The sequence below is a fragment of the Streptomyces vastus genome (assembly GCF_039532825.1).
Lineage (GTDB): Bacteria > Actinomycetota > Actinomycetes > Streptomycetales > Streptomycetaceae > Streptomyces > Streptomyces vastus.
Window position 1 is genome coordinate 14513 of sequence record NZ_BAAASJ010000024.1, and the last position, 21942, is coordinate 36454.

The 21942-nt window shown below is 70.2% G+C and carries 20 protein-coding genes; 9 read left to right on the forward strand and 11 right to left on the reverse strand.

Annotation, left to right across the window (positions count from 1 at the left end):
• Positions 1-63: 63 nt before the first annotated feature.
• Positions 64-831, reverse strand: coding sequence for an ArsR/SmtB family transcription factor (locus ABD357_RS11325; RefSeq protein ID WP_344389483.1), 768 nt, complete (start codon positions 829-831; stop codon positions 64-66).
• Between the two features lie 119 nt (positions 832-950).
• Between ABD357_RS11325 and ABD357_RS11330 the strand changes: the two genes are divergently transcribed.
• The 3 genes from ABD357_RS11330 (at position 951) to ABD357_RS11340 (ending at position 2890) form a co-directional block, all read left to right on the forward strand.
• The gene (locus ABD357_RS11330) at positions 951-1511 is read left to right on the forward strand and encodes a GNAT family N-acetyltransferase (RefSeq protein ID WP_344389484.1); all 561 of its coding nucleotides are present in this window, start codon (positions 951-953) and stop codon (positions 1509-1511) included.
• 111 nt (positions 1512-1622) lie between these two features.
• Positions 1623-1886 carry a GlsB/YeaQ/YmgE family stress response membrane protein gene (locus ABD357_RS11335; protein WP_344389485.1) on the forward strand — a complete coding sequence of 88 codons (264 nt, stop codon included), beginning with the start codon at positions 1623-1625 and terminating at the stop codon, positions 1884-1886.
• Between the two features lie 122 nt (positions 1887-2008).
• Positions 2009-2890, forward strand: a complete 882-nt coding sequence (locus ABD357_RS11340; protein ID WP_344389486.1) for a GNAT family N-acetyltransferase — start codon at positions 2009-2011, stop codon at positions 2888-2890.
• Positions 2891-2929: 39 nt separating this feature from the next.
• Here ABD357_RS11340 and ABD357_RS11345 read toward each other — a convergent pair whose 3' ends face one another.
• Positions 2930-3718, reverse strand: coding sequence for a GNAT family N-acetyltransferase (locus ABD357_RS11345; RefSeq protein WP_344389487.1), 789 nt, complete (start codon positions 3716-3718; stop codon positions 2930-2932).
• Between the two features lie 188 nt (positions 3719-3906).
• On the opposite strand from ABD357_RS11345, the gene ABD357_RS11350 reads away from it, so the two are divergent.
• The 3 genes from ABD357_RS11350 (at position 3907) to ABD357_RS11360 (ending at position 8567) form a co-directional block, all read left to right on the forward strand.
• On the forward strand, positions 3907-5046 hold the full coding sequence (locus ABD357_RS11350) for an acyltransferase family protein (protein ID WP_344389488.1): 1140 nt from the start codon (positions 3907-3909) through the stop codon (positions 5044-5046).
• A 129-nt stretch (positions 5047-5175) separates the two neighbouring features.
• Complete coding sequence (locus tag ABD357_RS11355) at positions 5176-6792, forward strand: alpha/beta hydrolase (protein WP_344389489.1); 1617 nt, start codon at positions 5176-5178, stop codon at positions 6790-6792.
• Positions 6793-7133: 341 nt separating this feature from the next.
• A complete protein-coding gene (locus ABD357_RS11360) occupies positions 7134-8567 on the forward strand; it encodes a PP2C family protein-serine/threonine phosphatase (protein WP_344389491.1) in 1434 nt (477 codons plus the stop codon).
• 83 nt (positions 8568-8650) lie between these two features.
• Here ABD357_RS11360 and ABD357_RS11365 read toward each other — a convergent pair whose 3' ends face one another.
• Positions 8651-10147: a DNA-binding protein NsdB gene (locus tag ABD357_RS11365; RefSeq protein WP_344389492.1), complete on the reverse strand. Its 1497-nt coding sequence runs from the start codon at positions 10145-10147 to the stop codon at positions 8651-8653.
• A 233-nt stretch (positions 10148-10380) separates the two neighbouring features.
• On the opposite strand from ABD357_RS11365, the gene ABD357_RS11370 reads away from it, so the two are divergent.
• A complete protein-coding gene (locus tag ABD357_RS11370) occupies positions 10381-11553 on the forward strand; it encodes an aminoglycoside phosphotransferase family protein (RefSeq protein ID WP_344389493.1) in 1173 nt (390 codons plus the stop codon).
• Between the two features lie 208 nt (positions 11554-11761).
• Here the strand turns inward: ABD357_RS11370 and ABD357_RS11375 are convergent, their stop codons facing one another.
• Together ABD357_RS11375 and ABD357_RS11380 are read right to left on the reverse strand one after the other, a co-directional pair.
• Positions 11762-13996, reverse strand: coding sequence for a glycoside hydrolase family 95 protein (locus ABD357_RS11375; protein WP_344389559.1), 2235 nt, complete (start codon positions 13994-13996; stop codon positions 11762-11764).
• A gap of 255 nt (positions 13997-14251) precedes the next feature.
• Entirely contained in the window at positions 14252-14752 is a 501-nt protein-coding gene (locus ABD357_RS11380) for a hypothetical protein (RefSeq protein WP_344389494.1), read from the reverse strand.
• Between the two features lie 301 nt (positions 14753-15053).
• On the opposite strand from ABD357_RS11380, the gene ABD357_RS11385 reads away from it, so the two are divergent.
• Positions 15054-15725, forward strand: a complete 672-nt coding sequence (locus ABD357_RS11385; protein WP_344389495.1) for a pyridoxine/pyridoxamine 5'-phosphate oxidase — start codon at positions 15054-15056, stop codon at positions 15723-15725.
• Positions 15722-16447, forward strand: a complete 726-nt coding sequence (locus tag ABD357_RS11390) for a leucine-rich repeat domain-containing protein (protein WP_425584814.1) — start codon at positions 15722-15724, stop codon at positions 16445-16447. Before ABD357_RS11385 ends, ABD357_RS11390 begins: the two co-directional genes overlap by 4 nt.
• 6 nt (positions 16448-16453) lie before the next feature.
• Here the strand turns inward: ABD357_RS11390 and ABD357_RS11395 are convergent, their stop codons facing one another.
• The 6 genes from ABD357_RS11395 to ABD357_RS11420 all read right to left on the reverse strand — a co-directional run bounded on the left by ABD357_RS11395 (position 16454) and on the right by ABD357_RS11420 (position 21941).
• Entirely contained in the window at positions 16454-17359 is a 906-nt protein-coding gene (locus ABD357_RS11395) for a universal stress protein (protein ID WP_344389497.1), read from the reverse strand.
• 126 nt (positions 17360-17485) lie between these two features.
• Entirely contained in the window at positions 17486-17728 is a 243-nt protein-coding gene (locus ABD357_RS11400; RefSeq protein ID WP_344389498.1) for a DUF397 domain-containing protein, read from the reverse strand.
• An 82-nt stretch (positions 17729-17810) separates the two neighbouring features.
• Positions 17811-18977, reverse strand: coding sequence for a thiolase domain-containing protein (locus tag ABD357_RS11405; RefSeq protein WP_344389499.1), 1167 nt, complete (start codon positions 18975-18977; stop codon positions 17811-17813).
• Complete coding sequence (locus ABD357_RS11410; protein WP_344389500.1) at positions 18974-20020, reverse strand: thiolase domain-containing protein; 1047 nt, start codon at positions 20018-20020, stop codon at positions 18974-18976. Before ABD357_RS11410 ends, ABD357_RS11405 begins: the two co-directional genes overlap by 4 nt.
• Entirely contained in the window at positions 20020-20964 is a 945-nt protein-coding gene (locus ABD357_RS11415; RefSeq protein WP_344389501.1) for a Zn-ribbon domain-containing OB-fold protein, read from the reverse strand. Before ABD357_RS11415 ends, ABD357_RS11410 begins: the two co-directional genes overlap by 1 nt.
• 176 nt (positions 20965-21140) lie before the next feature.
• On the reverse strand, positions 21141-21941 hold the full coding sequence (locus ABD357_RS11420; protein WP_344389503.1) for a crotonase/enoyl-CoA hydratase family protein: 801 nt from the start codon (positions 21939-21941) through the stop codon (positions 21141-21143).
• Position 21942 lies beyond the last annotated feature (1 nt).

Sequence of the window (21942 nt, forward strand, 5' to 3'; positions counted from 1 at the left end):
GGCCGGTCCGCGGTTACTCGTCGCGGGCCGGCCTCCGTACGAGGTCTCCGTACAGGCCGCGGCTCAGCCGACGGGCATGGCCCAGGGCTCTTCCGGCAGTGGGCTGCCCGTCTCGAGCAGCGACTTCAGGTTGGACAGGACGGCCGACCAGCCGGAGGCCGCAGCGGCGACATCGGACTCGTCCAACAGGTCCTCGTGGGTGACCGTGAGCCGGACGATCCCGCCGTGCGCCCGGATGTCGAAGGTGACCCTGGAGTACTTGTCCTCCTCGCCCTCGTCCGCGGGATCCGCCCAGGTGGTGACCAGCCGGGTGGGCCGCTCACTCTCCACGACATCGCCGATCACGTCGACGATGCCCGAGCCGTCCGTACGCCGGTGCTCCCATCGGGAGCCGACGCGCCAGTCCGAGACATTGTTGTGGCCCCAGTAGGCGGCGGTCACATCGGCGTCGGTGAGCGCGTCCCAGACCTTCTCGGGCGTGCTCTGGATGTAGGTGACGTACACGTAGGTCGGCTTGTCGGTCATGTCTTCCTCGGCTCGTCGCTTGACTGCGCCGAGCGCACGCAGGCGCGGGCGCTCGAACTTGTCGATCCACCGCTCCTGGATCTCGTGGAGCGGTACGGGGTTGAGGTAGTGCAGCTTCTCCCGCCCCCGCCACACCGTGCTGATCAGGTTGGCGGCTTCCAGAACGGCCAGGTGCTGGGTCACCGACTGACGCGACATGTCGATCCGGGCGCACAACTCCCCCAGCGTCTGCCCGCTGTGCTCGTGCAGCCTGTCGAGCAGCCGCCTGCGCGTCCCGTCCGACAGCGCCTTGAATACCTGGTCCATCGCCGCATCTCCCCCCGCTCGCACACTCAACGTTATGCAGGCAGTTACTTGCATGTCAACGGGTGCTCGAGGCGACGTTCTCTCTTGGCCGCCCACGCGGCGTGCGGCATGATCCACGCATGGACATCCGACCGACGCTTGCCCTGCCGCCCCAACTCCGCCTCGAAGGGGACGGGATCCGGCTGCGCGAGTGGTCGCAGGACGATGTGCCCGCGCTGGTCGAGCTGTACGACGACCCAGAGATGGCCCGCTGGACGCCCGTGGCCTCGCCGTTCGACATCGCGGCGGCTCACACGTACCTCGCAGAGGCGTTCGCGGCGCGTGCTCAGGGGCGCAAGGTACAGTTCGCGATCACCACGGACGGTGTCGTTCCGCGCGGCGAGGTCCTGCTGTTCCGCAACCAGAGAGATGAACGGGACGTAGAACTCGCCTACGGCGTCGGCGCCGCCCACCGCGGCCAAGGCCTGGCCTCCAGAGCCGTACGCCTCGTGTCGGACTACGCCCTGCGCCACACCGGCGCCCGGCGCGTGGTCCTGTGCATCGAGGAGGGCAACACGGCGAGCAGGGCGGTCGCGCGGACCACCGGCTTCACCCTCGTCGACACCGACCCCGTCCTGCGCGTGTCGAGGGGCCGGGAGGTCCCCCTGCAGACCTGGGCGCGTACCCACAGCGCCCCTTAGGGGCGGGCCCCGCAAACCCTGCTCGACCAGTGGCGCATGCGCGGAGCCGGGAGTGCACTCACCGTAACGGGGCACTCATAGCAGTAGGGAGTATGACGAAGAGAGGCTGAGATGGAGATCTCGGGCATCATCAGTGCCATCGTGATCGGCATCATCATCGGTGTGCTGGGTCGGCTCGTCGTTCCGGGCCGTCAGCGCATCGGCGTCCTGTGGACCATTCTGGTCGGTATCGCGGCCGCGCTCGTCGGATCGGGCATCGCCTCGGCGTTCGACGTGGCGGACACCGAAGGGGTGGACTGGATCGAGTGGCTGATCCAGATCGGCCTCGCGGCGGTGGGCGTCGCCGCCCTGGACCGGTCCAAGGTACGCCGCTGACCACGACGGCCTGCCGCACAGAATCAGCACAAAACCTGTTGCACGCCGGTCCCCGTCACGGTTGGCTCCTGCGGGATCACTGATCGACTTCACCACCCGCAGCCCACCGTGACGGAGACCTCGTGCCGCCTCGTATCACCGCGCTCACCGACCCCGAACCCACCCCGTCCAGTTGGCGGCGGGCCTGGCTCGCGGCCGACGACGAGGGGATGCCGGTCGGGTCCGCCTTTCTGCGGCTCTTCACGAAGGAGGGGCAGCGGCATCTCGCGGAGCTCCAAGTCGCCGTGCACCGGGCCGAGCGGCGCCGGGGCGTGGGCAGCACTCTGCTGGACGCGGCCGTCGCGGCGGCGCGGCACGAGGGGCGCCGGTCGGTCCTCGCGCAGGCCGAGGAGGGCTCCCCGGGCGACGGGGTTCTGGCGGCGCGCGGCTTTCGCCGGGTGCTGGCGCTGACGTACGCCCGGCTCCCGCTGGCCGACGCCGACCTCACCCGGATCGACGCGATCGCCGAACAGGCCCATGACGGCTACCGGTTGACCGAGTGGGAGGGCACCGTGCCGCCCGAACTGGCGCGGACGTACGCAGAGTCGCGGCGGGCCATGGACGACATGCCGATGGAGGGCACCGACTACGGCACGGTGGTGTGGGATGTGGACCGCGTGGTGTCGGCGGCCGAGGCGATCGCCAAGCGCGGCGATCTGCTGCACACCGTCGCTGTGGTGGATACGAGGGACGGTGCGGTGGTCGGTTTCACCGAGCTGGTCGTGCCCGGCGACGGGCAGGGCGACGGTCAGCACTTCGGAACCGCCGTACTCCCCGAGCACCGCGGACACGGTCTTGCCCGCTGGATGAAGGCCCACTCCATCCGCGTGGCCCGCCGGCGCCACCCGGAGCTCGGCGCCCTGCTCACCGACACGGCGGACAGCAACACGCCCATGCGGCGCGTCAACGACACCCTGGGCTATCTGCCCACGCTCAGGGCCGTGGAGTACCAGCTGGATCTGTGAGACGGCGATGCGTCACGCCGCCCTGCCTGTCGGAGGGTGTCAGCGCGGGGCGTACACGTACGGCGTCGTCGTGGTCAGCGGTACGAAGCCGAGTCGCCCGAGGATGGGGCGGCTCTGGTCGGTGGCGTCGACCTGGAGGTAGCGGTAACCGCGGTCGGCGGCGATGCGGGCCCGGTGGGCGACGAGGGCGCGGTAGATGCCGCGGCCACGCCAGGCCGGGACGGTGCCGCCGCCCCACAGGCCCGCGAACCTGGTGCCCGGCGTGAGTTCCATGCGGGCCGAGCTCACCGGCACGTCACCGGCGAGGGCCACGACGGCGACGACCGTGTCCGGGTCCGCGTCGAGCTGGGCCGGCAGCTGGTGGCGGAGCTGGGAGCTGTCCGTGCCGAAGGCCTGCTCGTGTACGTCCACCATGAGGTCGACGCCCGAGCGGTCGGTGACGGGGCGGAGTTCGATGCCCTCGGGCGGCGCGGCGTCGAGGCGGAGCTCGCCGCACTCGGCGATCATCAGCGTCTCCTCCGGTTCGGCGGTGAACCCGGCCGCGCGCAGCCGCCCGCCAAGGTCCGCGGGCCGGTCGTGCCCGTACAGCTTCCACTCGAATTCGCGGCCGAGGCCTGTGAAGTACCGCACCTGATCGGTGATCACCGCGTCGACGTCGGCCTCCGCCCGCCCCGACAGCTGAGACCAGAGGACACCGTTCCAGCCCTGCTCGGGTCCGGTCTGCCGCACGACTCCGTCGGCATGCTCCACCACGGCACCGGGGCCGTCGGGGCGCGCTCCTTCGCGCATGTCCCGGTCGTACTGGGCGAGTACCGCTGCATGATCCATATCGGCACTTCACCACGCGCGGGCCGGACGTGCAACGGACTTTCATGCCCGCGGAGGCTGCCTTCGGCCGGGCACGGTTTCAGCCACCGGGTGTCCGCCGAGCCAGGTGTGAACGTCTCGCACCACCGCGCCGTATGTGACAGTGGCGGGCGGGAGGAATCAGTTTCACGTTGTCGAGGCTTGGAGACATGGTGTCGCAGGACTTGTCGGCCCCCGCATCCGTGGCGGTGTCGGAGCCGCCGCCCAGAACGCCGGCCAAGCCTCCGCCGGCCCACCGGGACCCGTACTTCGACAACGCGAAGTACCTCACCATTGTGCTGGTGTGCTGCGGTCATGCCTGGGAGCCCTTGACGCACAGCGGCAGGTTCGCGACAGCGGCGTATCTGACCGTGTACGCGTTCCACATGCCCGCGTTCGCGCTGATCTCCGGCTATTTCTCCCGGAGTTTCGACATGGCGCCGGGACGGGTGCGCAGGCTGCTGACGGGTGTTGTGGTGCCGTATCTCGTCTTCGAGTGCGCGTACACGCTGTTCTACCGCTGGGCGCAGGACGACTGGACGTATCCGTTCAGCCTGCTGGATCCCTGGTACGTGATGTGGTTCCTGGTCGCGCTGTTCATCTGGCGGCTGACCACCCCCGTGTGGCTGGCCCTGCGCCGCCCGGTGCCGATCGCGATGGGGCTCGCCGTGTTCGCCTCGGTGTCACCGGATCTCGGCGGGGACATCTCGATCCAGCGGACTCTGCAGTTTCTGCCGTTCTTCGTGCTCGGCCTCACGCTCCGCGCCGAGCACTTCGACCGGCTGCGTACGCGGCGTGTGCGGCTGATGGCGGCGCCGGTGGGCGTGGCCGCGTGCGGGGCGGCGTACGCGGTGGCGCCCTGGTTCGACGCCAGGTGGCTGTACCACCGCAGCAGCGTCACCAGCCAGGGCGTGCCGAACTGGGCGGGCCTGATCACCACGCCGGCGCTGCTCGCTCTGGCGCTGGTGCTGACCGTCTGCTTCCTGGCCTGGGTACCGAGGCGGCACATGTGGTTCACGGCGCTGGGCGCGGGCACGATGTACGGCTACCTGCTGCATGGCTTCATCATCAAGTCGTCCCGCTTCTTCGACTGGTACGACTACCCGTGGCTGCATTCCCCGTTCGGCGAGGTGGCGGTCACGGCGGCTGCGGTCGGTCTCATCACGTTCCTGTGCTCCGGGCCGGTCCGCGCCGTCTTCCGCTTCGTCGTCGAGCCGCGCATGTCGTGGGCGTTCGGCGAGCCCAGAGGCACCCCGGGGAAGGCCCCAAAGGCCACAGAACCCTCAGAGGCCACAGCATCGGCGCACTGAGCGCTTCGGCGCGAAGAATAAGCCTCCTGCGGGCGTCACGCTTGTCCAGAGGCGTGGCCGGGAGTGGGCCCTTATCGTGAGCCAGGGGGAATCCCCGGTCCTGGGCCGGGGCGTCCCTGGAGGGTTCCCATGCTGTTCACGCACCACCGCTGCGCTTTCGCCGGCGCTGTGACGCTGGTCCTGCTGGGAGCCGCGTTGCCACCCCAGGCTCTGCTGGGAGCCGGGCTGCCGACGGTGACCGCGGCCGATCAGCGCGAACAACGCGATCAGCCCGAACTGTCCCGCTTCTACGACCAGAAGATCGACTGGGCCGACTGCGAAGACGCCGGGATGGGGGTGCCCGAGGACCTGCAGTGCGGCAAGGTGACCGTTCCGCTCGACTACGCGAAACCCGATGGTGCAACGCTCGACATAGCCATGGCCCGCTTCAGGGCGACGGGCGAGTCCCGGGGATCCGTACTGCTGAACTTCGGTGGCCCCGGCGTCTCGGGAGTCAGTGAAGTCACCGCCGGCGGCGATGACTTCATGGGCCTGACGAACGGCTACGACGTGGTGACCTTCGACCCGCGCGGCGTCGGCAGAAGCTCACCGGTCAGCTGCGGTGACGGGATCGAGCCACCAGCGGATCCGACGGACGACCCCACCGAGGACAGCGAACCGGACAGCGACAATCCGCAGGCCGCGCTGAAGCTGCTCAGGAAGGCCGCCGACGCCTGCGCCAAGCACTCCGGGCCCGTGCTCCCGCACATCGGCACGGTCAACGTCTCCCGGGACCTGGACATCATGCGCGATGCCCTCGGCGACAAGAAGCTCAACTACCTCGGTTTCTCGTACGGAACGCGGCTGGGCGCGGTCTACGCGGCCCAGTTCCCGGACAGGACCGGCCGGTTGGTGCTCGACGGTGTGGACACGCTCACCGAGCCGCTCAGTGAGCAGGTCCTCGCCAACACCGAAGGGATGCAGACCGCGCTGGACGACTTCCTCACCTGGTGCACCGAGGACATCAGCTGCGCATTCGGGCAGGATCCGCGCACGGCCCGGGAGCAGATGGTCGACCTGGTCCGCTCACTGGACGAGAATCCCCTGCCTACGGAGTTCGGCGCGCCCTTCTCCGGCCAGGACCTCGCGGGCGCCCTCGGACAGGCCCTCTACAGCAAAGAGTTGTGGCCCGCCCTCTCGCAGGCGCTCAGATCGCTGATCGAGGACGGTGACGCCCGCGGGCTGCTGCGGTTCACCGGCGGCGGCATCGCGGCGCCCCGCAACGGCGGGCTCGTCGACGAGGCGGACATTCCCATGGACAACCTCCAGGCCGCGCTGATAGCCGTCAACTGCGCGGACGATCCCGACCGCCCCACCGCCGCCCGGATCACCAGGAACCTCGACCGGCTGCGCGCCGAGTACGAGGAGGCCTCGCCGGTCTTCGGCCGCTACCGGCTCACCCAGGTGCTCATGTGCTACGGCCGCCCCAAGGGCACCGATTACATCCGTGAGGACGTACGTGACGTCGACACCCCGAAGATGCTCCTGGTCGGCACGCGCGGCGACCCCGCGACCCCGTACCGCTGGACCGTGGAGACCGCGAAGCGGCTCGGCCCGTCGGCCGTGGTGCTCGACAACAAGGGCGAAGGTCACACGGGGTACGGTTCGTCGAAGTGCGTGCACGAGAAGGTCGATGACTTCCTGCTGTACGGCTCGCTCGCGGACGCCGGAAGCTCCTGCGGGGCCGAGGAGCGACCGCCTTCCTGACCGCGCCTGGCGGCAGGCCCCGGCACCCCGCTACAGATGCCCCACTCCCTCGCCCGGGGCACGACAGCGGCGTCCGCTCGCACGAGCGTCGAACACGCGCTTGAAGGAGTCCGCACCTACTGCCACAACTCCACCAACTCGCTTATCCTGGCTACGACTTGACTACGCTCACACCTAATCGATTCGTCCGACTCGGGCCCCCTGGGAGGACTTAGGCATATGCCAGGGTCACCAGCGCATCGCGTCTTGCCAAATCCCTTACAGCGCGTCGCGGGCTGTGCAAGAGTCGTAACGGTCCTTCCCTCAGCCTTGTTCGTACCGGGCCTGTATCGGAGTACGTCATGCCGTCCCATCTCTCGGCGGACCACCCAGCCGCCCAGCCGCCCCCACGCGGCTCGGTCGACGCGCTGATTTCGCAGACGCGTCGGCTGCGCGGCGACGTGGACGCCGTGCGGCGTGACGCGCAGTCGGACGGCACGGACCCCGAAGGGCGCTGGCAGCGCGCGCTGTGCGATCTGGCCCTGCACCAACTGAACGATCTCGACGAGCACTTGGCGCAGTTGCGGGACGGCCCGCCGCCCGCGCCCGTGACACCCGACGCGGCGGCTGACGACGTACGAACCGCGCCGCCCGCCTCTCCGCACGCCTCACTGCTCAGCCGGGTCGGCAGCGCCGAGTGGAACCTGCTGACCGACGAGGCGAACTGGTCCGGCGAGCTCTACCAGATCCTCGGCCGCGACCCCGCCGCTCCCGCGCTCACCCTCGACGAACTGCCGTCCGTGGTACTCGACGAGGACCGGCCGAGGCTGACGGTGATGGTGACGGACTGCCTCATCGACGCGAAGCCGATCGACGGGGAGTTCCGGATCGTGCACCCGGACGGCAGCGTACGAACCGTGCACATGATGGGCGAGCCCGTGCTCGCAGCCGACGGCAGCACCGCCTCGATGTGGGCCGTGCTGCGGGACGTCAGCGAACTGCGCCGCAGCCAGCGGACGGTGCACGAGACCCGTGACTCGCTGCAACGCCAACGGCACATCGCGCGGACCGAGCACCGGCTCGCGGTCGAGCTGCAGGAGGCTGTGCTGCCGCCGTGGCGCGGCTCCCTGCGGCTCCCGCACCAAGGGCCGCAGGCCCTGGACGTCGCCGCCCGCTATCTGCCGTGCTCGACGAGCGCGCTGATCGGCGGCGACTGGTACGACGCCCTCGAACTGCCCGGCGGCGAAACGATGTTGAGCGTTGGTGAGCTCACGGGGCACGGGGCCACCGTCACCTCGGGCATGGCGATGCTGCTCGGCGCGGTGCGCGGGATGACCATGGCAGGCAGCGAACCCGGCCAACTCATGGTCTGGCTCAACCAGTTACTGGACGCCTCGGTCCAGCCGGCCCTCGGCAGCGCCGTGTGCTGCCGCTACCGGCCCGAGAACCGGGCGCTCGTCTGGGCGCAGGCGGGCCACCCCGCCCCCCTGCTGTTCCGCAACGGGGCGGGGCGTGCGCTGTCGCCGCCGGACGGTGTCCTGCTCGGCGCGACCTCGGGCGCCGCCTACGGGCAGGCCGAAGAGCCGCTCGAACCAGGCGACCTGCTGCTCCTGCACACCGATGGACTGGTCCCCGGGCGCAGTCGTGACGCGACAGTGGACCGCCTCCTCGACCTTGCCTCCCGCTTCGGCGGGGCCCGTACCGCACAGGACTGCGTACGGACGGTCGTGGAGGAGTTCGGCGAAACGGAACGCGAGGACGACGCCTGCGTACTCATCGCCAGGGTCGCCACCTGAACACGGTGACGCCTGACGTCGAGCGACGTCAGCTCCGGCGATCTTTTCATTTCAGTTCACGTCGTTCATTCACAGTGGTCCCCCTATGCCCGTGCGCTGTTGCCGCCCCGGATGTTCAAGCCCTTGGGCAGCGACAATTTGATCTCCTCACGCAGCTCCTGGATCTTCGGATAGCTGGAGTACTGCCCCGTCAGCCGGTACATCTCACGCAGCCGGTCCCAGGTGCGATGGGAGGAGTTGGAGCCCATCGAGGTCAGGGCCAGGCGTGCGTACCGGTCGGCCTGTTCGGGGTCGTCGGCGATGAAGCAGGCGGACGCGAGGGAGATGTGGTCGAAGATCTGCGACCGGTCCCGTCCCTTCTCGCGCAGCTGGAGCGCCTCCTTCGCGTGGCGCTGCGCGACGGCGGCAGCCGCTGGTTCGTGCTCCGCGAGCGTCCGGTAGGCAAGGGCCTGCATACCGTGCAGGTCCGCCTCGTCGAAGAGCTGCATCCAGCTGGGCGCCGGTACGTCGTTCTTGTCAGAGACGAAGAGTTCCTCCGCTTCTCCGAGGGTGCGCCGCATGGCCTGGCCCTTGCCCATCGAGGCCTGAGCCCAGGCTTCGATGGTGTAGAGCATGGCCTTGGTGCGCGGCAGCACCTCGTCACCGGAGCCCGACTTGGCGAGCTTCATGAGGTCGAGTGCGTCGTCGGGCCGCCCCAGGTGCACCATCTGGCGTGCGGCGCGGGAGAGCGCCTCGCCGGCGCGGGGCCGGTCACCGCCCTCACGGGCGGCGTGGGCGGCGATGACGAAGTACTTCTGGGCCGTGGGCTCCAGGCCGACGTCGTGAGACATCCAGCCGGCGAGGACGGCGAGGTTGGCGGCGACGCCCCACAGGCGCCGCTGGAGATGGTCGGGATGTCGGTAGGCGAGCATGCCGCCCACTTCGTTGAGCTGTCCCACGACAGCCTTGCGTTGCAGCCCGCCGCCGCGGGCCGCGTCCCAGGCCCGGAACACCTCGACCGAGCGCTCCAGTTCCTCGATCTCCTGCGACCCGATGGGGGCGGCCTCGTAGCGGTCGTACCCGGCGGGGTCGGCGTGCAGGGGATCGTGGAGTTCGGGAGCGTCGGCCGAAAGAGCCGGGTCGGAGTGCAGCCAGTCGTGCATGGCGCTGCTGAGTGCGGATCCTGCGGCGAGCGCGGCGCCCGCGCCCACCAAGCCGCGTCGGTTGAGCATGAGGTCCATTCCCGTGAATTCGGTGAGGACCGCGGCAGTCTGCTCGGGCGTCCACGGCACTCCGTCGGGATGCTCCGCACTCCCGCCGCCCGGCCGTTTCCCCGTACGCCCGTGCCGGACCAGACCGAGGTCCTCGATGGTCACGACACGGCCGAGACGCTCGGTGAACAGCGCTGCCAGCACCCGCGGCACGGGATCGCGCGGGATCTCTCCCATATCGATCCAGCGCCGCACCCGCGAGGTGTCGGTCGCCAGCTGGGGGTGGCCCATGGCCGCCGCCTGCCGGTTGACCATCCGCGCGAGCTCGCCCTTGGACCAGCCGGCCAGGCCGAACAGATCCGCCAGACGGGTGTTGGGTTGTCCGCTCACGTCAAGCCCCCAGGTTCTCGGCTGAGTTGACAGTAACCCCGTGTCAGTTGCTGCGGGACTATTCGCCAGGGTTCGCCAGGGTGCGCCAGATGGTGTGCCAGTGCGCATCGGGTGTCAGGTAGGAACGCGCCACCCCGACCCGGTCGCCGTAGGGACATTCCCCAGGGTGCACCGAGGCGGCCGGGGCGGGTAGCGCGGCAATTCGCAGGCACACGAAGGGATCTGTATCACCCATGTACGCAGCATCGTCCTCCGTGTCCGCCCCGCCCCGGTCGCTGCGCCCGCGTCCACAGGCTCCTCGAGCTGGGGAGTCGCCAAGGGCGGGCAGCGGCCCTTATCTGGACCCCGCACGTCAGGGGTCACCCGTGCTCGGTGCCGGTCGGACCACGCGGCGCGTACCGGGTGCCGGCAGCCAACCGCTCAGCGGGAGACTCGACTTGTCCGGCCCTCAGGGCGCGCAGCTGCGCACGGCGATCGCCTCGGTGCACCGGATCTGCCCGGAGTTCGCTCCGGTGCAGGTGCTGCGCCGCAGCGGCCGTGCGGTGCTCCTCGTCGGAACGACGGGGCGCAGCACCGCCGTCGCCAAGTGTTTACTGGACCACTCTCCAGCATGGGCCGAGCGGATCCGCCATGAGATAGCGGCATACCGCTCGTTCGTGCGGCACCGTCCTCCGGTGCGGGTGCCACGGCTGATCGCGGCGGATCCGGACAACTGCACGCTGGTGATCGAGCGGATGCCCGGGCGGGTGGCGGCACTCCAGCGACACCCGGCGGAGGCTCCGCCGCGTGCGGACATCAGGGCGGCGTTGGGCGCGGTCTGCCGGCTCAACTCGTGGCGTCCGCCGGCGGGGACGTTCGACGCCCCGCTGGATTACGCGGCGCGGATCTCCCGGTATCACGACCTGGGGCTGCTCACCGACCGGGACATGGGCGATCTCCAGAAGCTCGTGCACGGCATCGCACACTCGGCGGGGCGCCAGGGGATGGGCCAGTTCTGCCACGGTGACGCGTTGCTGTCGAACATCTTGATCTCACCGGCCGGTCCAGTGCTGGTGGACTGGGAGCACGCGGGCTGGTATCTGCCGGGCTACGACCTGGCGACGCTGTGGTCGGTCCTCGGCGACGCTCCGATGGCCCGGCGGCAGATCAGCCAGCTGGCACAGTCGGCCGGGCCCGCGGCACGGGACGCGTTCCTGGTGAACCTGATGCTCGTCCTGACCCGTGAGATCCGTACGTACGAGACGGCCGTGCAGCGTTCGATGCACGAGGCGACCCCGGTGGCACCGGGACCTGCCCACCCGGGTGCCGCGCCGTCCGGCGAGGAACAGCGGCTCCTGCTCAGGCGGCTGCACGACGACTGCCAGCTGGCCCGCAAGGCCGTTCGAGCGGCGGTCGGCACTCGCTGACGGGGGACGGCGGTCCGCGGTGGCCTGGCACAGGGCCACCGCGGACTTTCGTCCTGGGTGCGGTAACGCGCCCTTCAGGGGCGCGGGGCGGTGACATTTGCGACTCCGCCGCGATGGGGGTCCCCCCGCTCGAGCGGAGCCCGAGAGTGAGGGAGCGACCAGCCACAACGGACCCGCAGTCGAATCTCATCCCAGCGGGCGCTCAGGCCTACTCGCCCCACACATACCGCCGCCCAGCAATCGCCTTGAACGCGGCCTCCCCCTCCGGCAGGAGATCGCTGCGGACGGTGAGCCGCCGGGTTCGCGACGCGACCAGCGCAATGCGCGTCGCGTGCCCGTCGGCCCAGTCGATGTCAAGCGTCGCGCCTCCGCGGGCGCGCAGGCCGCGGACCGAGCCGTCCGGCCAGGTGGCGGGCAGCGCGGGGAGTACCTCGATCGCGTCGTACTGGCTCTGCAGCAGCATCTCGACCATCCCGGACGTGGCACCGAAGTTGCCGTCGATCTGGAACGGCGGATGGGTGTCCCAAAGGTTCGGCAGAGTCGAGGACTTGAGCTGTTCGCCAAGCATCTTGTGCGCGTGATCGCCATCGCGCAGCCGTGCCCAGAAGTTGACCTTCCAGGCCTTGGACCAGCCGGTGCCGCCGTCGCCGCGCGCCGTGAGCGAGACCTTCGCGGCGTCGGCCCACTTGGTGCCGGCCTCGATCTGCCGCCCGGGGTGCAGGGCGTAGAGGTGCGAGACATGCCGGTGGTCGTCGTCCGGGTCGTCCAAGTCGGCCTTCCACTCCTGGAGTTGGCCCCAGGAGCCGATGCGCAGGCCGGAGTCCAGGTCGGCCAGTGTCTTCTCGAGAGACCGGCGGAAGGAAGGCGAGTCGCCCAGGATGCCGGCCGCCTCGAGGGTGTTGGTCAGCAGGTCGTGCACGATCTGCTGCGACATGGCGGCGCCGACCGTGAAGTCGCCGTGCTCGGGCGAGTAGCTGGGCGTGACGACCAGCGTGCCGTCGCGCGGATCGGTGCGCAGATTGTCGAGCCAGAACTCGGCGGCCTCCTTCATCACCGGGTACGCGGTGCCGCGGAGGTAGTCCGTCGACCCGCCGAACCGGTAGTGCTCGTACAGCTGCCCGGTGAGCCACGCCGCCGCTTCGGGAAACCAGAAGGCGGTCGCCCAGTCGTGCACGCCGGTGAAGCCGTAGGGGTTGGTCTCGTTGTGCACGACCCAGCCGCGTGAGCCGAACATCTCTTTGGCCGTACGCCGCCCGGGTGCGCGCAGGGCTTCCACGAAGCGGTCGTACGGAGCTGTCGTCTCGGCGAGGTTCGCCGCCTCGGCGAGCCAGTAGTTCATCTGGATGTTGATGTTGGTGTGGTAGTCGGCCGACCACGGGGGCGAGGTGCTGTTGTTCCAGACGCCCTGGAGGTTCGCGGGAAGCGACCCCGGGCGCGAGGAGGCGATGAGGAGGTAGCGGCCGTACTGGAAGTAGAGCGCTTCCAGGGCGCGGTCCGCGGCGCTTGCGCCGCCGGTGTAGTTCGCGAGGAGGCGGTCCGTGGGCACATCGGCGGGGGCCGTCCGGCCGATGTCCAGGGTGACCCTGTCGAACAGGGCGCGGTGATCGCGGACATGGCGGGCGAGGAGGGACTGATAGCGCTCGCCGGCGGCCTTGTCGATGGTCCGGGTGACGGCGGCGTGCGGGTCGTCGCCGCGGTAGTCGGGGTACGTGTCGGCGTAGTCGGTGCCCGCGGCCAGCACGAACCAGGCGCTGTCGGCTCCGGTCACGGTGATCGTGCCGTCGCTGTTCGAGGTGACGGTGCCGCCTTCGCTGCGTACCCGGACCTGGGCCTCGAAGCGCAGCCCGTTGTCCTCGAGCGCGCCACGCACCGTGAGCCGCCCGCTCGCCGCGGTGGCCGTGAAGTCGCTGCGGGGCGAGGTGTAGTGGAGGGTGAAGTTGACCTTGCCGGGGCGGTCCGCGGTCAGCCGTCCCACGATCACGCCGTGGGTGTAGGAGGCGAAGAACTCCCTTTGGTAGCCGACCTGTTGGTGGGTGTAGCCGACCTTCGCGACGGCGTTGGAGATGTCGAGTTCACGGCGGTACGAGTCCGGCGTGGCCGTCGGTGCGTCCGGGATGTCGAGGTGCAGGTCGCCGAAGGTCTGATGGGCGCCGTATCCGACGCGCGGCTGGCCCAGCTCGTCGGCAATGCTCTCGGGGTCGAGCCGGGTCTTCGCGTCGAGCTCGTCCTGCACGGCGGTGATCGCGCCCGGCCGCGCCTCGCGCCAGTTGCCGTGATCGTAGCCCTGGGCCGAGCCGGGGCCGCCGGTCCACAGGGTCTTCTCGTTGAACTGAAGCCGCTCGGAGGCGAGCGTGCCGAACACCGTGGCGCCGAGCGCGCCGTTGCCGATGGGCAGGGCCTCGCGCTCCCAGTCGGCGGCCGGAGAGGCGTACCACAGCGCCATCGACTCCCGCGATTCGTCGGAGGAATCAGCGGCGGCCACTCCACTGCCGACGAGACCCCCGCCGAGAGCGAGACCGGCCGCCCCGCCAACTGTCGTCTTTAACGTGGCTCTTCGAGATATCTCATGTGACTCATGCGGCTCATGCGACATAACTCAGGACGCTAAAGGTCCGATCAGAGGGTGACAAGAGGCATGACGCAGCGTGCGGAATCCCGAACAGAATCCCGCACAGGCTCATGCAAAAGGGCCGTCGATTCAGCCCTGCTGCTGGAACAGCTCCGCGGGCAGCGGCTTCAGCAGCGCGTACAGGTCGTCGGTGATGGGGCGGTCCCAGGCAGCGATGGTCACCAGGACGTTGTCACTGCGGTCGAACTGCACACAGGAGATACGCGCCTCGGAGAGCTTGAGGCGGCGCACGATCAGGAGGTTGTCGCCCTGCATCACCGGTGTGTCCTCGGCGCCGACGACGGTGACCTCCTCGTCGTTCTCCAGCGCCAGCAGCAGCTGGGCCACCTCGAAGGGGATCTCGTCCTCGGCGACGTCCCGGGCCGGGGAGCCCTCCGGCAGATTCCCGATGATCATCGCGGGACCGCGGCCGCCGAAGAGGTCGTAGCGCAGGAACACACCCTGGCAGCTGCCGTCGGGGGCGGGCAGCAGGCCCGCGCCGAGATTGCCCGGCCAGTCCCCCGGGTCCATGGCCAGAACATCGAAGTCAGGCCCTGCGGGTGTGGCGCTGCGGCGGCGGAGGAAGGACATGTCGCCATGGTACGTGCAAGTCGGGGCGCGACGAGGTACGGGAGACGACTGCCGGCGCCACACCGGGAGGCTTGCGGCGACCACCGCGAACCCGCCCGGCCGTCACCGCCCGGGGCACTCGGCGAGCCGTTCCGGAAGAGCCACCGTCTCGGCCAACCCGCTCGTACCGGACGACACGGACACGGATGCCCACGTACCCAGGTGGTGAGCCCCGCCGTGGCGGCGGGATCGTCCGCGCCCCCGCCCTTGCCGTCGTGCCGACGGTAATGTCGCCGTCGTCCAATGACACGGGAGGGCTCACGTGGACGATCTGCGTCAACTGCTGCGCGGCCTGGAGGTGTTCGCGGGTGACCTGCCCGTGTTCGACCCCACCGAGGCACCCGCCTCGCCGTCCGAGCTGTTCACCGAGTGGCTGCTCGCGGCCGTGGAGGCGGGGGTCCGCGAGCCGCATGCGATGACTCTGTCGACGGCGGGCGCCGACGGGAACCCGACGGCACGCACGCTGATCCTCAAGGGGATCGGCCCCGGCGGCTGGCAGTTCGCGTCGGACGGCGGCAGCGTGAAGGCGCGCGATCTCGCCGTACGGCCCTTCGCGGCGCTCACCTTCTACTGGCCGCAGCCCGCCCGGCAGGTGCGGGTGCGCGGGCCGGTGGTCCCGGAGAGCCCCGAGGACAGCGCGGCGGACTTCCTGGCTCGCGGTGCCGGAGCCCGCGCGGAGGCCCTCCTCGGCCGCCAGTCCCAGCCCCTCTCGGACCTCGCCGAGCGTGACGCCGCCGTCAAGGAGTCCCTCACACGTCTGGAGGCCGAGCCGGACCTGGTGGCCCCGGGCTGGACCCTGCACTCGGTGCGCCCGGACTCCGTCGAGTTCTGGCAGGGCGACAGGGAGCGGCGGCGCACACGCCTCGTCTATCTGCGGTCCGGCGAGGGCGAAAGCGGGAGCGAGGGCTGGGTCAGGCAGTTGCTGTGGCCGTGAACAAGCGAGGCGTACTCGACTACTGGCGCGGCGGGCTCAGCGACGTACCCGAAGAGGTGTGGGAGCATCCCGCACCGAAATCCCTCTTGCTGCCGGAAAACGCGCTCACCGAAGTGCCCGCCCGCATAGGCACCCTCGCCACGCTGCACACGCTGGATCTCGGGCACAACCAGCTCACTAAGATCCCCGACGAGCTGGGTGATCTGAAAGGCCTCACGCGTTTCCTCTACCTGCATGACAATCAACTCACCTGGCTTCCCGAGTCGTTGGGCCGTCTGACGCGGCTCGCCTACCTCAACGTCGGCGAGAACCGCCTCACAGCGCTGCCGGAGTCACTGGGATCGATGACGGGCCTGGTGGAGCTGCGCGCCCAGCACAACCTGCTCACCGAACTGCCCGCCTCGCTCGGCGAGTTGGCCGCGCTGCGCGAGCTGTGGCTGCGCGCCAATCAGCTCACCGCGCTGCCCGACTCCGTACGCAATCTGCGGGAACTGCGGGAACTGGAGCTGCGGGAGAACGAGTTCGCGGAGGTGCCCGAGGTGCTGCACGGGCTGCCCCTGCTGCGGCGGCTCGATCTACGGGCGAACCGGCTCGGCGAACTGCCGCCCTGGATCGCGGAGTTGCCGTCGCTGGAGAAGCTGGATCTGCGGTGGAACGACGTCGAGATCCCGGCCGGAGTGCGGCGGGACCTCGAAGCGCGCGGGTGTGTGGTGCTGCGGTGACGCGGCTCAGCTCTCCTCGCCGCCCGGCGGCACCACCGCCACCGGGCTCGCCGCGTGCAGCAGTACCGCCTGCGTGACCGAGCCGATCATGCGGATGGGTGCCAGCAGCCGTCGGCGGTGGCGGCCCACCACCACGAGGTCGGCGTCCTTGGAGGCAGCGACCAGGTGTCCGGCGGCGTCGCCCGGCCCCACCAGCACCTCGACGCGGACGTCGGGGTGCCGCTCGCGGTGCGGGGCCACGAAGCCGTCGGCCAGCGTTCGGGTGCCGGTCTCGATGGCCTCCTGGTCGACGGTCGAGGTCGTGATGAAGTCGCCGGGGACGGCCCACATCTGGAGCGGCCACACGTACGCCGCGACCACCTGCAGGCGGGCCGCCCGGCGGTCGGCCTCGGCGAAGGCGAACGCGAGGCTCGCCTCGTCGGGACCGTCGACGTGCAGACCGACCACCACCCGCGGGCCCGCTCCGGCGGGACCGTTCTCGTGCACCTGGCGTCCGGGCCGGGGCACCACGACGACAGGGCACTCCGCGTCACGTGCGGCGGCCATGCTGTTGGAGCCGAGGATCAAGCTGGCGAAGCCGCCGCGGCCGCGGGAGCCGAGCACCAACAGCTGGGCGGTGGACCCGAGTTCGGGCAGTACCGCCGCGGGCGCGCCCTCCAGTACGGCGTACTCCGTCGCCGGCCGCTCGGCCCGGTCCTCCAGGCGGGTGCGTACCTGTTGGAGGACCGGGTCCTCTTCCGGCTCCGGCGGCGAGGCGGGCAAGGCCTCGGGCGGGGCCCAGGGCGCGTACTGCCGCACATGGACCACGCACAATGGCGCCCCGCGCATCCGGGCCGCGTCGAAGGCCCAGTCCAGGGCGCGCAGGCTGTCGTCCGAACCGTCGACCGCTGCGACGACGGGCAGGGTGCTCATGCGAATCCTCGCCTCCGGGACGCCGCCTTCTGTTTCCCGGGTCCAGCCTCGCTCAGGCGTGGCTCCAGGACGTCAGAGAAGGCCGCGTGTCCGGGAAAGAGGAGGAAAACACCCCTCTTCCGTGCGTCAGGTGAGGTCGAACTCCCCCTCCCGTGCCCCCGACACGAACGCGCCCCACTCCGCAGGTGTGAAGATCAGGGAAGGGCTTTCGGGGCGGCCACTGTTGCGCATTGCGATGAAGCCCTCGACAAAGGCGATCTGGACATCCCCCAGCCCACGGCTGCTGGAGCGCCAGTCGGCACTGCTGAGGTCAAGCTCCGGCTTGTCCCAGCCTGCGAGCGGATGCTGCTGGATGGTGCTCTCGGCCACGTCCGTGCTCCTCCCGGTTCGTCGTCCGCGGCCAGCCTAGCGATCGGTCACCGCCAGGCACAGGCCACGTGAGGGGCACAGTTCAGGAGGAGGGCGGTTCGGCACCCACCAGCCACATCGAGAAGAACTGGGAGCCGCCGCCGTAGGCGTGCCCCAGCGCCCTGCGCGCCCCGTCGACCTGGTGTTCTCCCGCCTGGCCGCGCACCTGAAGGGCCGCTTCCGCGAAGCGGATCATGCCGGACGCACCGATCGGATTGGTGGACAGGACGCCGCCGGACATGTTGACGGGCAGGTCTCCGTCGAGTTCCGTCACTCCGGACTCGGTGAGTTTCCAGCCCTCGCCCTCGGCGGCGAAGCCGAGGTTCTCCAGCCACATGGGCTCGTACCAGGAGAACGGCACGTACATCTCGACGGCGTCGATCTCCCGGCGCGGGTCCGTGATGCCGGCCTGCTGGTACACGTCGGCCGCGCAGTCCTTGCCGGCCTGCGGCGACACGAAGTCCTTTCCGGCGAAGAGCGTGGGCTCGCTGCGCATCGCGCCGCCGTGCAGCCAGGCGGGCTGCCGGGGCGAACGGGCCGCTCCCGAGCGGTCGGTGAGCACCATCGCGCACGCGCCGTCCGAGGAGGGGCAGGTCTCGGAGTAGCGGATCGGGTCCCACAGCATGGGCGAGGCCTGGACCTTCTCCAGCGTGATGTCGTGCTCGTGCAGATGCGCGTACGGGTTCTTGAGCGCGTTGCGGCGGTCCTTGTACGCGACGAGGGAGCCGACCGTGTCGGGGGCGCCGGTGCGTCGCATGTACGCGCGTACGTGCGGCGCGAAGAAGCCGCCCGCTCCGGCCAGCAGCGGCTGCTGGAAGGGGATCGGCAGGGACAGGCCCCACATGGCGTTCGACTCGGACTGCTTCTCGTAGGCCAGGGTCAGGACGGTGCCGTGGACGCGGCCGGCGATCAGGTTCGTGGCGACGAGCGCGGTGGAGCCGCCGACGGATCCCGCGGTGTGCACGCGCAGCATGGGTTTGCCGACCGCGCCGAGGGCGTCGGCGAGGTACAGCTCGGGCATCATGACGCCCTCGAAGAAGTCGGGCGCCTTGCCGATGACGACGGCATCGATGTCGGCCCACGTCAACTCCGCGTCATCCAGGGCCTGTTGGGCTGCTTCGCGGACGAGTCCCGCGATGGACACGTCCCGGCGGGCGGCGACATGCTTGGTCTGGCCGATCCCGACGACGGCCACGGGCTCCTTGCTCATCGGGCCTCCCCTTCGAGTACGGCGACCAGGTTCTGCTGCAGACAGGGTCCTGAGGTGGCGTGTGCGAGCGCCCGGTCCGACTCGCCGCGGTGGATACGGGCGGCGGCCTCGCCGATGCGGATGAGACCGGCGGCCATGATCGGGTTGGCGGCGAGCGCTCCCCCGGAGGGATTGACCGCGACGTCCCCGCTCAGCCGCAGCGCCTTGCGCAGGACCACCTCCTGAGAGGTGAAGGGCGCATGCAACTCGGCGGTGTCGACGGGCCGTTCGAAGGCGCCGGCCTTCTCGGCGGCCAGCCGAGTGGACGGCGAGTCGGTCAGATCGCGCACGCCGAGACCGTGCGCCTCGATGCGGTGATCGATCCCCCGGATCCAGGCGGGCCGCTCGCACAGCTCACGGGCCCGCTCCCCTGCCGCAAGGATCACGGCCGCCGCCCCGTCGCCGATGGGCGGGCAGTCGCCGGTACGGAGCGGACGTACGACGTAGTCCCCTTGCGGCACTGAACCCCGCAGCTGAGCATGGGAGTTGGCGCGCGCGTCCGCGCGGCTGCGGGAGGCGACGGAGGCGAGTGCGGGCTCGTCCGTGGCGCCCGCGTCGATGAGTGCCTGCGCCTGAAGGGCGGCCAGGGCCACGGAGTCCGGCCACAGGGGCGCCACGTAGTACGGGTCGAGCTGCCGGGTCAGCACATCGCGTACGGAGCCGGGTGAGGACTTTCCGTACGAGTACACGAGCGCGGTGTCGGCGTCCCCGGTGAGCAGCTTCGTCCAGGCCTCGTACAGCGCCCACGCCCCGTCCATCTCCACATGCGATTCGGAGATCGGCGGCCAGGCGCCGACCCCGTCCAGCGCCATGGTGAAGGAGAAGGCGCGGCCCGCGAGATAGTCCGTGGAGCCGGAGCAGGTGAAGCCGATGTCGCTGGTCTTCATGCCGGTCCGGTCGAGGACGTCATGCAGGACCGGCATGAGCATCTCCACCTCGGAGAGCTCGTCACTGGTGCGCCGGTGATCGGTCTGCCCGAAGGCGACCACGGCGATCTCACGCATCACACCAGCTCCTTGTACGTCTCGTAGTCCGCGTCGGGTTCGCCGGTCGGCCGGTAGTGGTCGGGATAGCGGCCGCCGTCCGTCCACACCGGCTCGACGCGCAGCCCCATGCGCACCTGGTCGTAGGGGATGCCGCCGATCCGGCCGTGCAGGGCGAGGTCGGCGCCGTCGAGGGCGATGTGTGCGTACACGTACGGCACTTCGATGTCGAGGTTCTTCGCCTTGATGTTGACGATGCAGTACGTGGTGACGGTGCCGCGCGGCCCCACCTCGACCTCTTCCACGGTGGCCACACCGCAGGTGGGGCACGCGCCCCTCGGCGGGACGTACACCTTGCGGCAGGACGGGCAGCGCTCGCCGACGATCCGCCGGTCGGCGAGCGCGTTGATGTAGCCGGACTGGGCGCGCCCGGGCGAGTAGGTGTAGTCGAGGCGGGCGGGGGCGACGATGCCGGTCACCATGTCCTCGAAATCGCCGCTGTGACCGGCGAGTTCGGGTATCTGATCCGCGGTGTACGGCTCGAAGCAGGCGATGTCCGTGATGGCGCCGGATCGTTCCTCGGCCCACCGGATCCGGACGCGCATCCCGGTGCGCACGGCGTCGGGGCCAGGCGCGTCCAGGGCGTGCAGCAGGGAGGTGTCGGCGCCGTCGAGCCTCACCAGGACCCAGGCGAAGGGGGTGTCCAGGGGCTGGCCGCGGCGGGGGGCATGGTTCCAGGCCCAGGTGGTGACGGTGCCGGTGGGCGCCACCTCGACGAGGTCCCGGATCTCCTCGGAGGTGACGGGGTCGTACTCGACGGGCGGGACGAGGGTCCGGCCGTCACCGGTCTTCACCCCGAGGACAACCCGCTCACGCAGCCCGCTGAGAAAGGCACTCTGCACAGGCCCGAGGGAACGGGTGAAGGGAAACTCGACGACGAGCGGGGCTTTGAGCACTTCGGGCACGGGGTCTCCTCGGGGAACGTGGGGCAGTGCCCCATGAGGGGTGCGCCCCATAGGGGCGCGGGGCTGTGACATATGCGGCACCGCCGCGTGGGCGCGACCAGCGCCCCTTTAGGGGCGCGGGGAACTGCGCGACCATCCACCACGGACCCGCAGCTTCGAACGGCCTTCCAGAGGAACTACTCCCGCCGGTACACCGGGGGCCGTTTCTCCGCAAAAGCGCGCGACCCCTCCTTCGCATCGGCGGTGTCGAAAATCGGCCACCCCCGCTTCAGCTCGGCAGCCAGCCCATCGACCTCGGTCATCTCGGCGGTCTCGTACACGGAGGCCTTGACGGCCTCGACGGCCAGCGGCCCACACGCGTTGACCTGCTCGGCGATGGCGAGGGCCTTCTCCAGGGCCGTCCCGTCGGGGACGACATGCCCGATCAGGCCGATGCCGGCGGCCTCCTGCGCCGAGTACGGCCGGCCGGTGAGCAGCATCTCCAGCGCATGCGTCCGCGGAATCTGCCGCTGGAGGCGGACCGTCGAACCACCGATCGGAAACAGACCGCGCTTCACCTCGAAGAGACCGAAGGTGGCGGACTCCCCCGCGACCCGGATGTCGGTCCCCTGGAGGATCTCGGTACCGCCGGCCACACAGTGGCCCTCGACCGCGGCGATCACCGGCTTGCGCGGCCGGTGATGGCGAAGCATCGCCTTCCAGTGCAGATCGGGATCGGCCTTGAGCCGGTCCCGGTACTGCTGCCCGTCCATGCCCTTGCCGGCCAGGGCCTTGAGATCCATGCCCGCGCAGAACGCGCCGCCCGCGCCGGTGAGCACGATCGAGCGGATCGCGTCGTCCTCGTCGGCCTCGACCCAGCCGTCGTACAGGCCGACCAGCATCGGCAGCGAGAGGGCGTTCTTGGCCTCGGGCCTGTTGAGTGTGAGCACCAGTGTGGCGCCTTCGCGCTGCACGGTGAGGTGTTCCGTCCCACCCATG

Coding starts and splice junctions, on each gene's coding strand:
- ABD357_RS11325 (WP_344389483.1), bottom strand. CDS start 831: ATGGACCAGGTATTCAAGGCGCTGTCGGACGGGACGCGCAGGCGGCTG.
- ABD357_RS11330 (WP_344389484.1), top strand. CDS start 951: ATGGACATCCGACCGACGCTTGCCCTGCCGCCCCAACTCCGCCTCGAA.
- ABD357_RS11335 (WP_344389485.1), top strand. CDS start 1,623: ATGGAGATCTCGGGCATCATCAGTGCCATCGTGATCGGCATCATCATC.
- ABD357_RS11345 (WP_344389487.1), bottom strand. CDS start 3,718: ATGGATCATGCAGCGGTACTCGCCCAGTACGACCGGGACATGCGCGAA.
- ABD357_RS11350 (WP_344389488.1), top strand. CDS start 3,907: ATGGTGTCGCAGGACTTGTCGGCCCCCGCATCCGTGGCGGTGTCGGAG.
- ABD357_RS11355 (WP_344389489.1), top strand. CDS start 5,176: ATGCTGTTCACGCACCACCGCTGCGCTTTCGCCGGCGCTGTGACGCTG.
- ABD357_RS11360 (WP_344389491.1), top strand. CDS start 7,134: ATGCCGTCCCATCTCTCGGCGGACCACCCAGCCGCCCAGCCGCCCCCA.
- ABD357_RS11370 (WP_344389493.1), top strand. CDS start 10,381: ATGTACGCAGCATCGTCCTCCGTGTCCGCCCCGCCCCGGTCGCTGCGC.
- ABD357_RS11375 (WP_344389559.1), bottom strand. CDS start 13,996: ATGGCGCTGTGGTACGCCTCTCCGGCCGCCGACTGGGAGCGCGAGGCC.
- ABD357_RS11380 (WP_344389494.1), bottom strand. CDS start 14,752: ATGTCCTTCCTCCGCCGCCGCAGCGCCACACCCGCAGGGCCTGACTTC.
- ABD357_RS11395 (WP_344389497.1), bottom strand. CDS start 17,359: ATGAGCACCCTGCCCGTCGTCGCAGCGGTCGACGGTTCGGACGACAGC.
- ABD357_RS11405 (WP_344389499.1), bottom strand. CDS start 18,977: ATGAGCAAGGAGCCCGTGGCCGTCGTCGGGATCGGCCAGACCAAGCAT.
- ABD357_RS11410 (WP_344389500.1), bottom strand. CDS start 20,020: ATGCGTGAGATCGCCGTGGTCGCCTTCGGGCAGACCGATCACCGGCGC.
- ABD357_RS11420 (WP_344389503.1), bottom strand. CDS start 21,941: ATGGGTGGGACGGAACACCTCACCGTGCAGCGCGAAGGCGCCACACTG.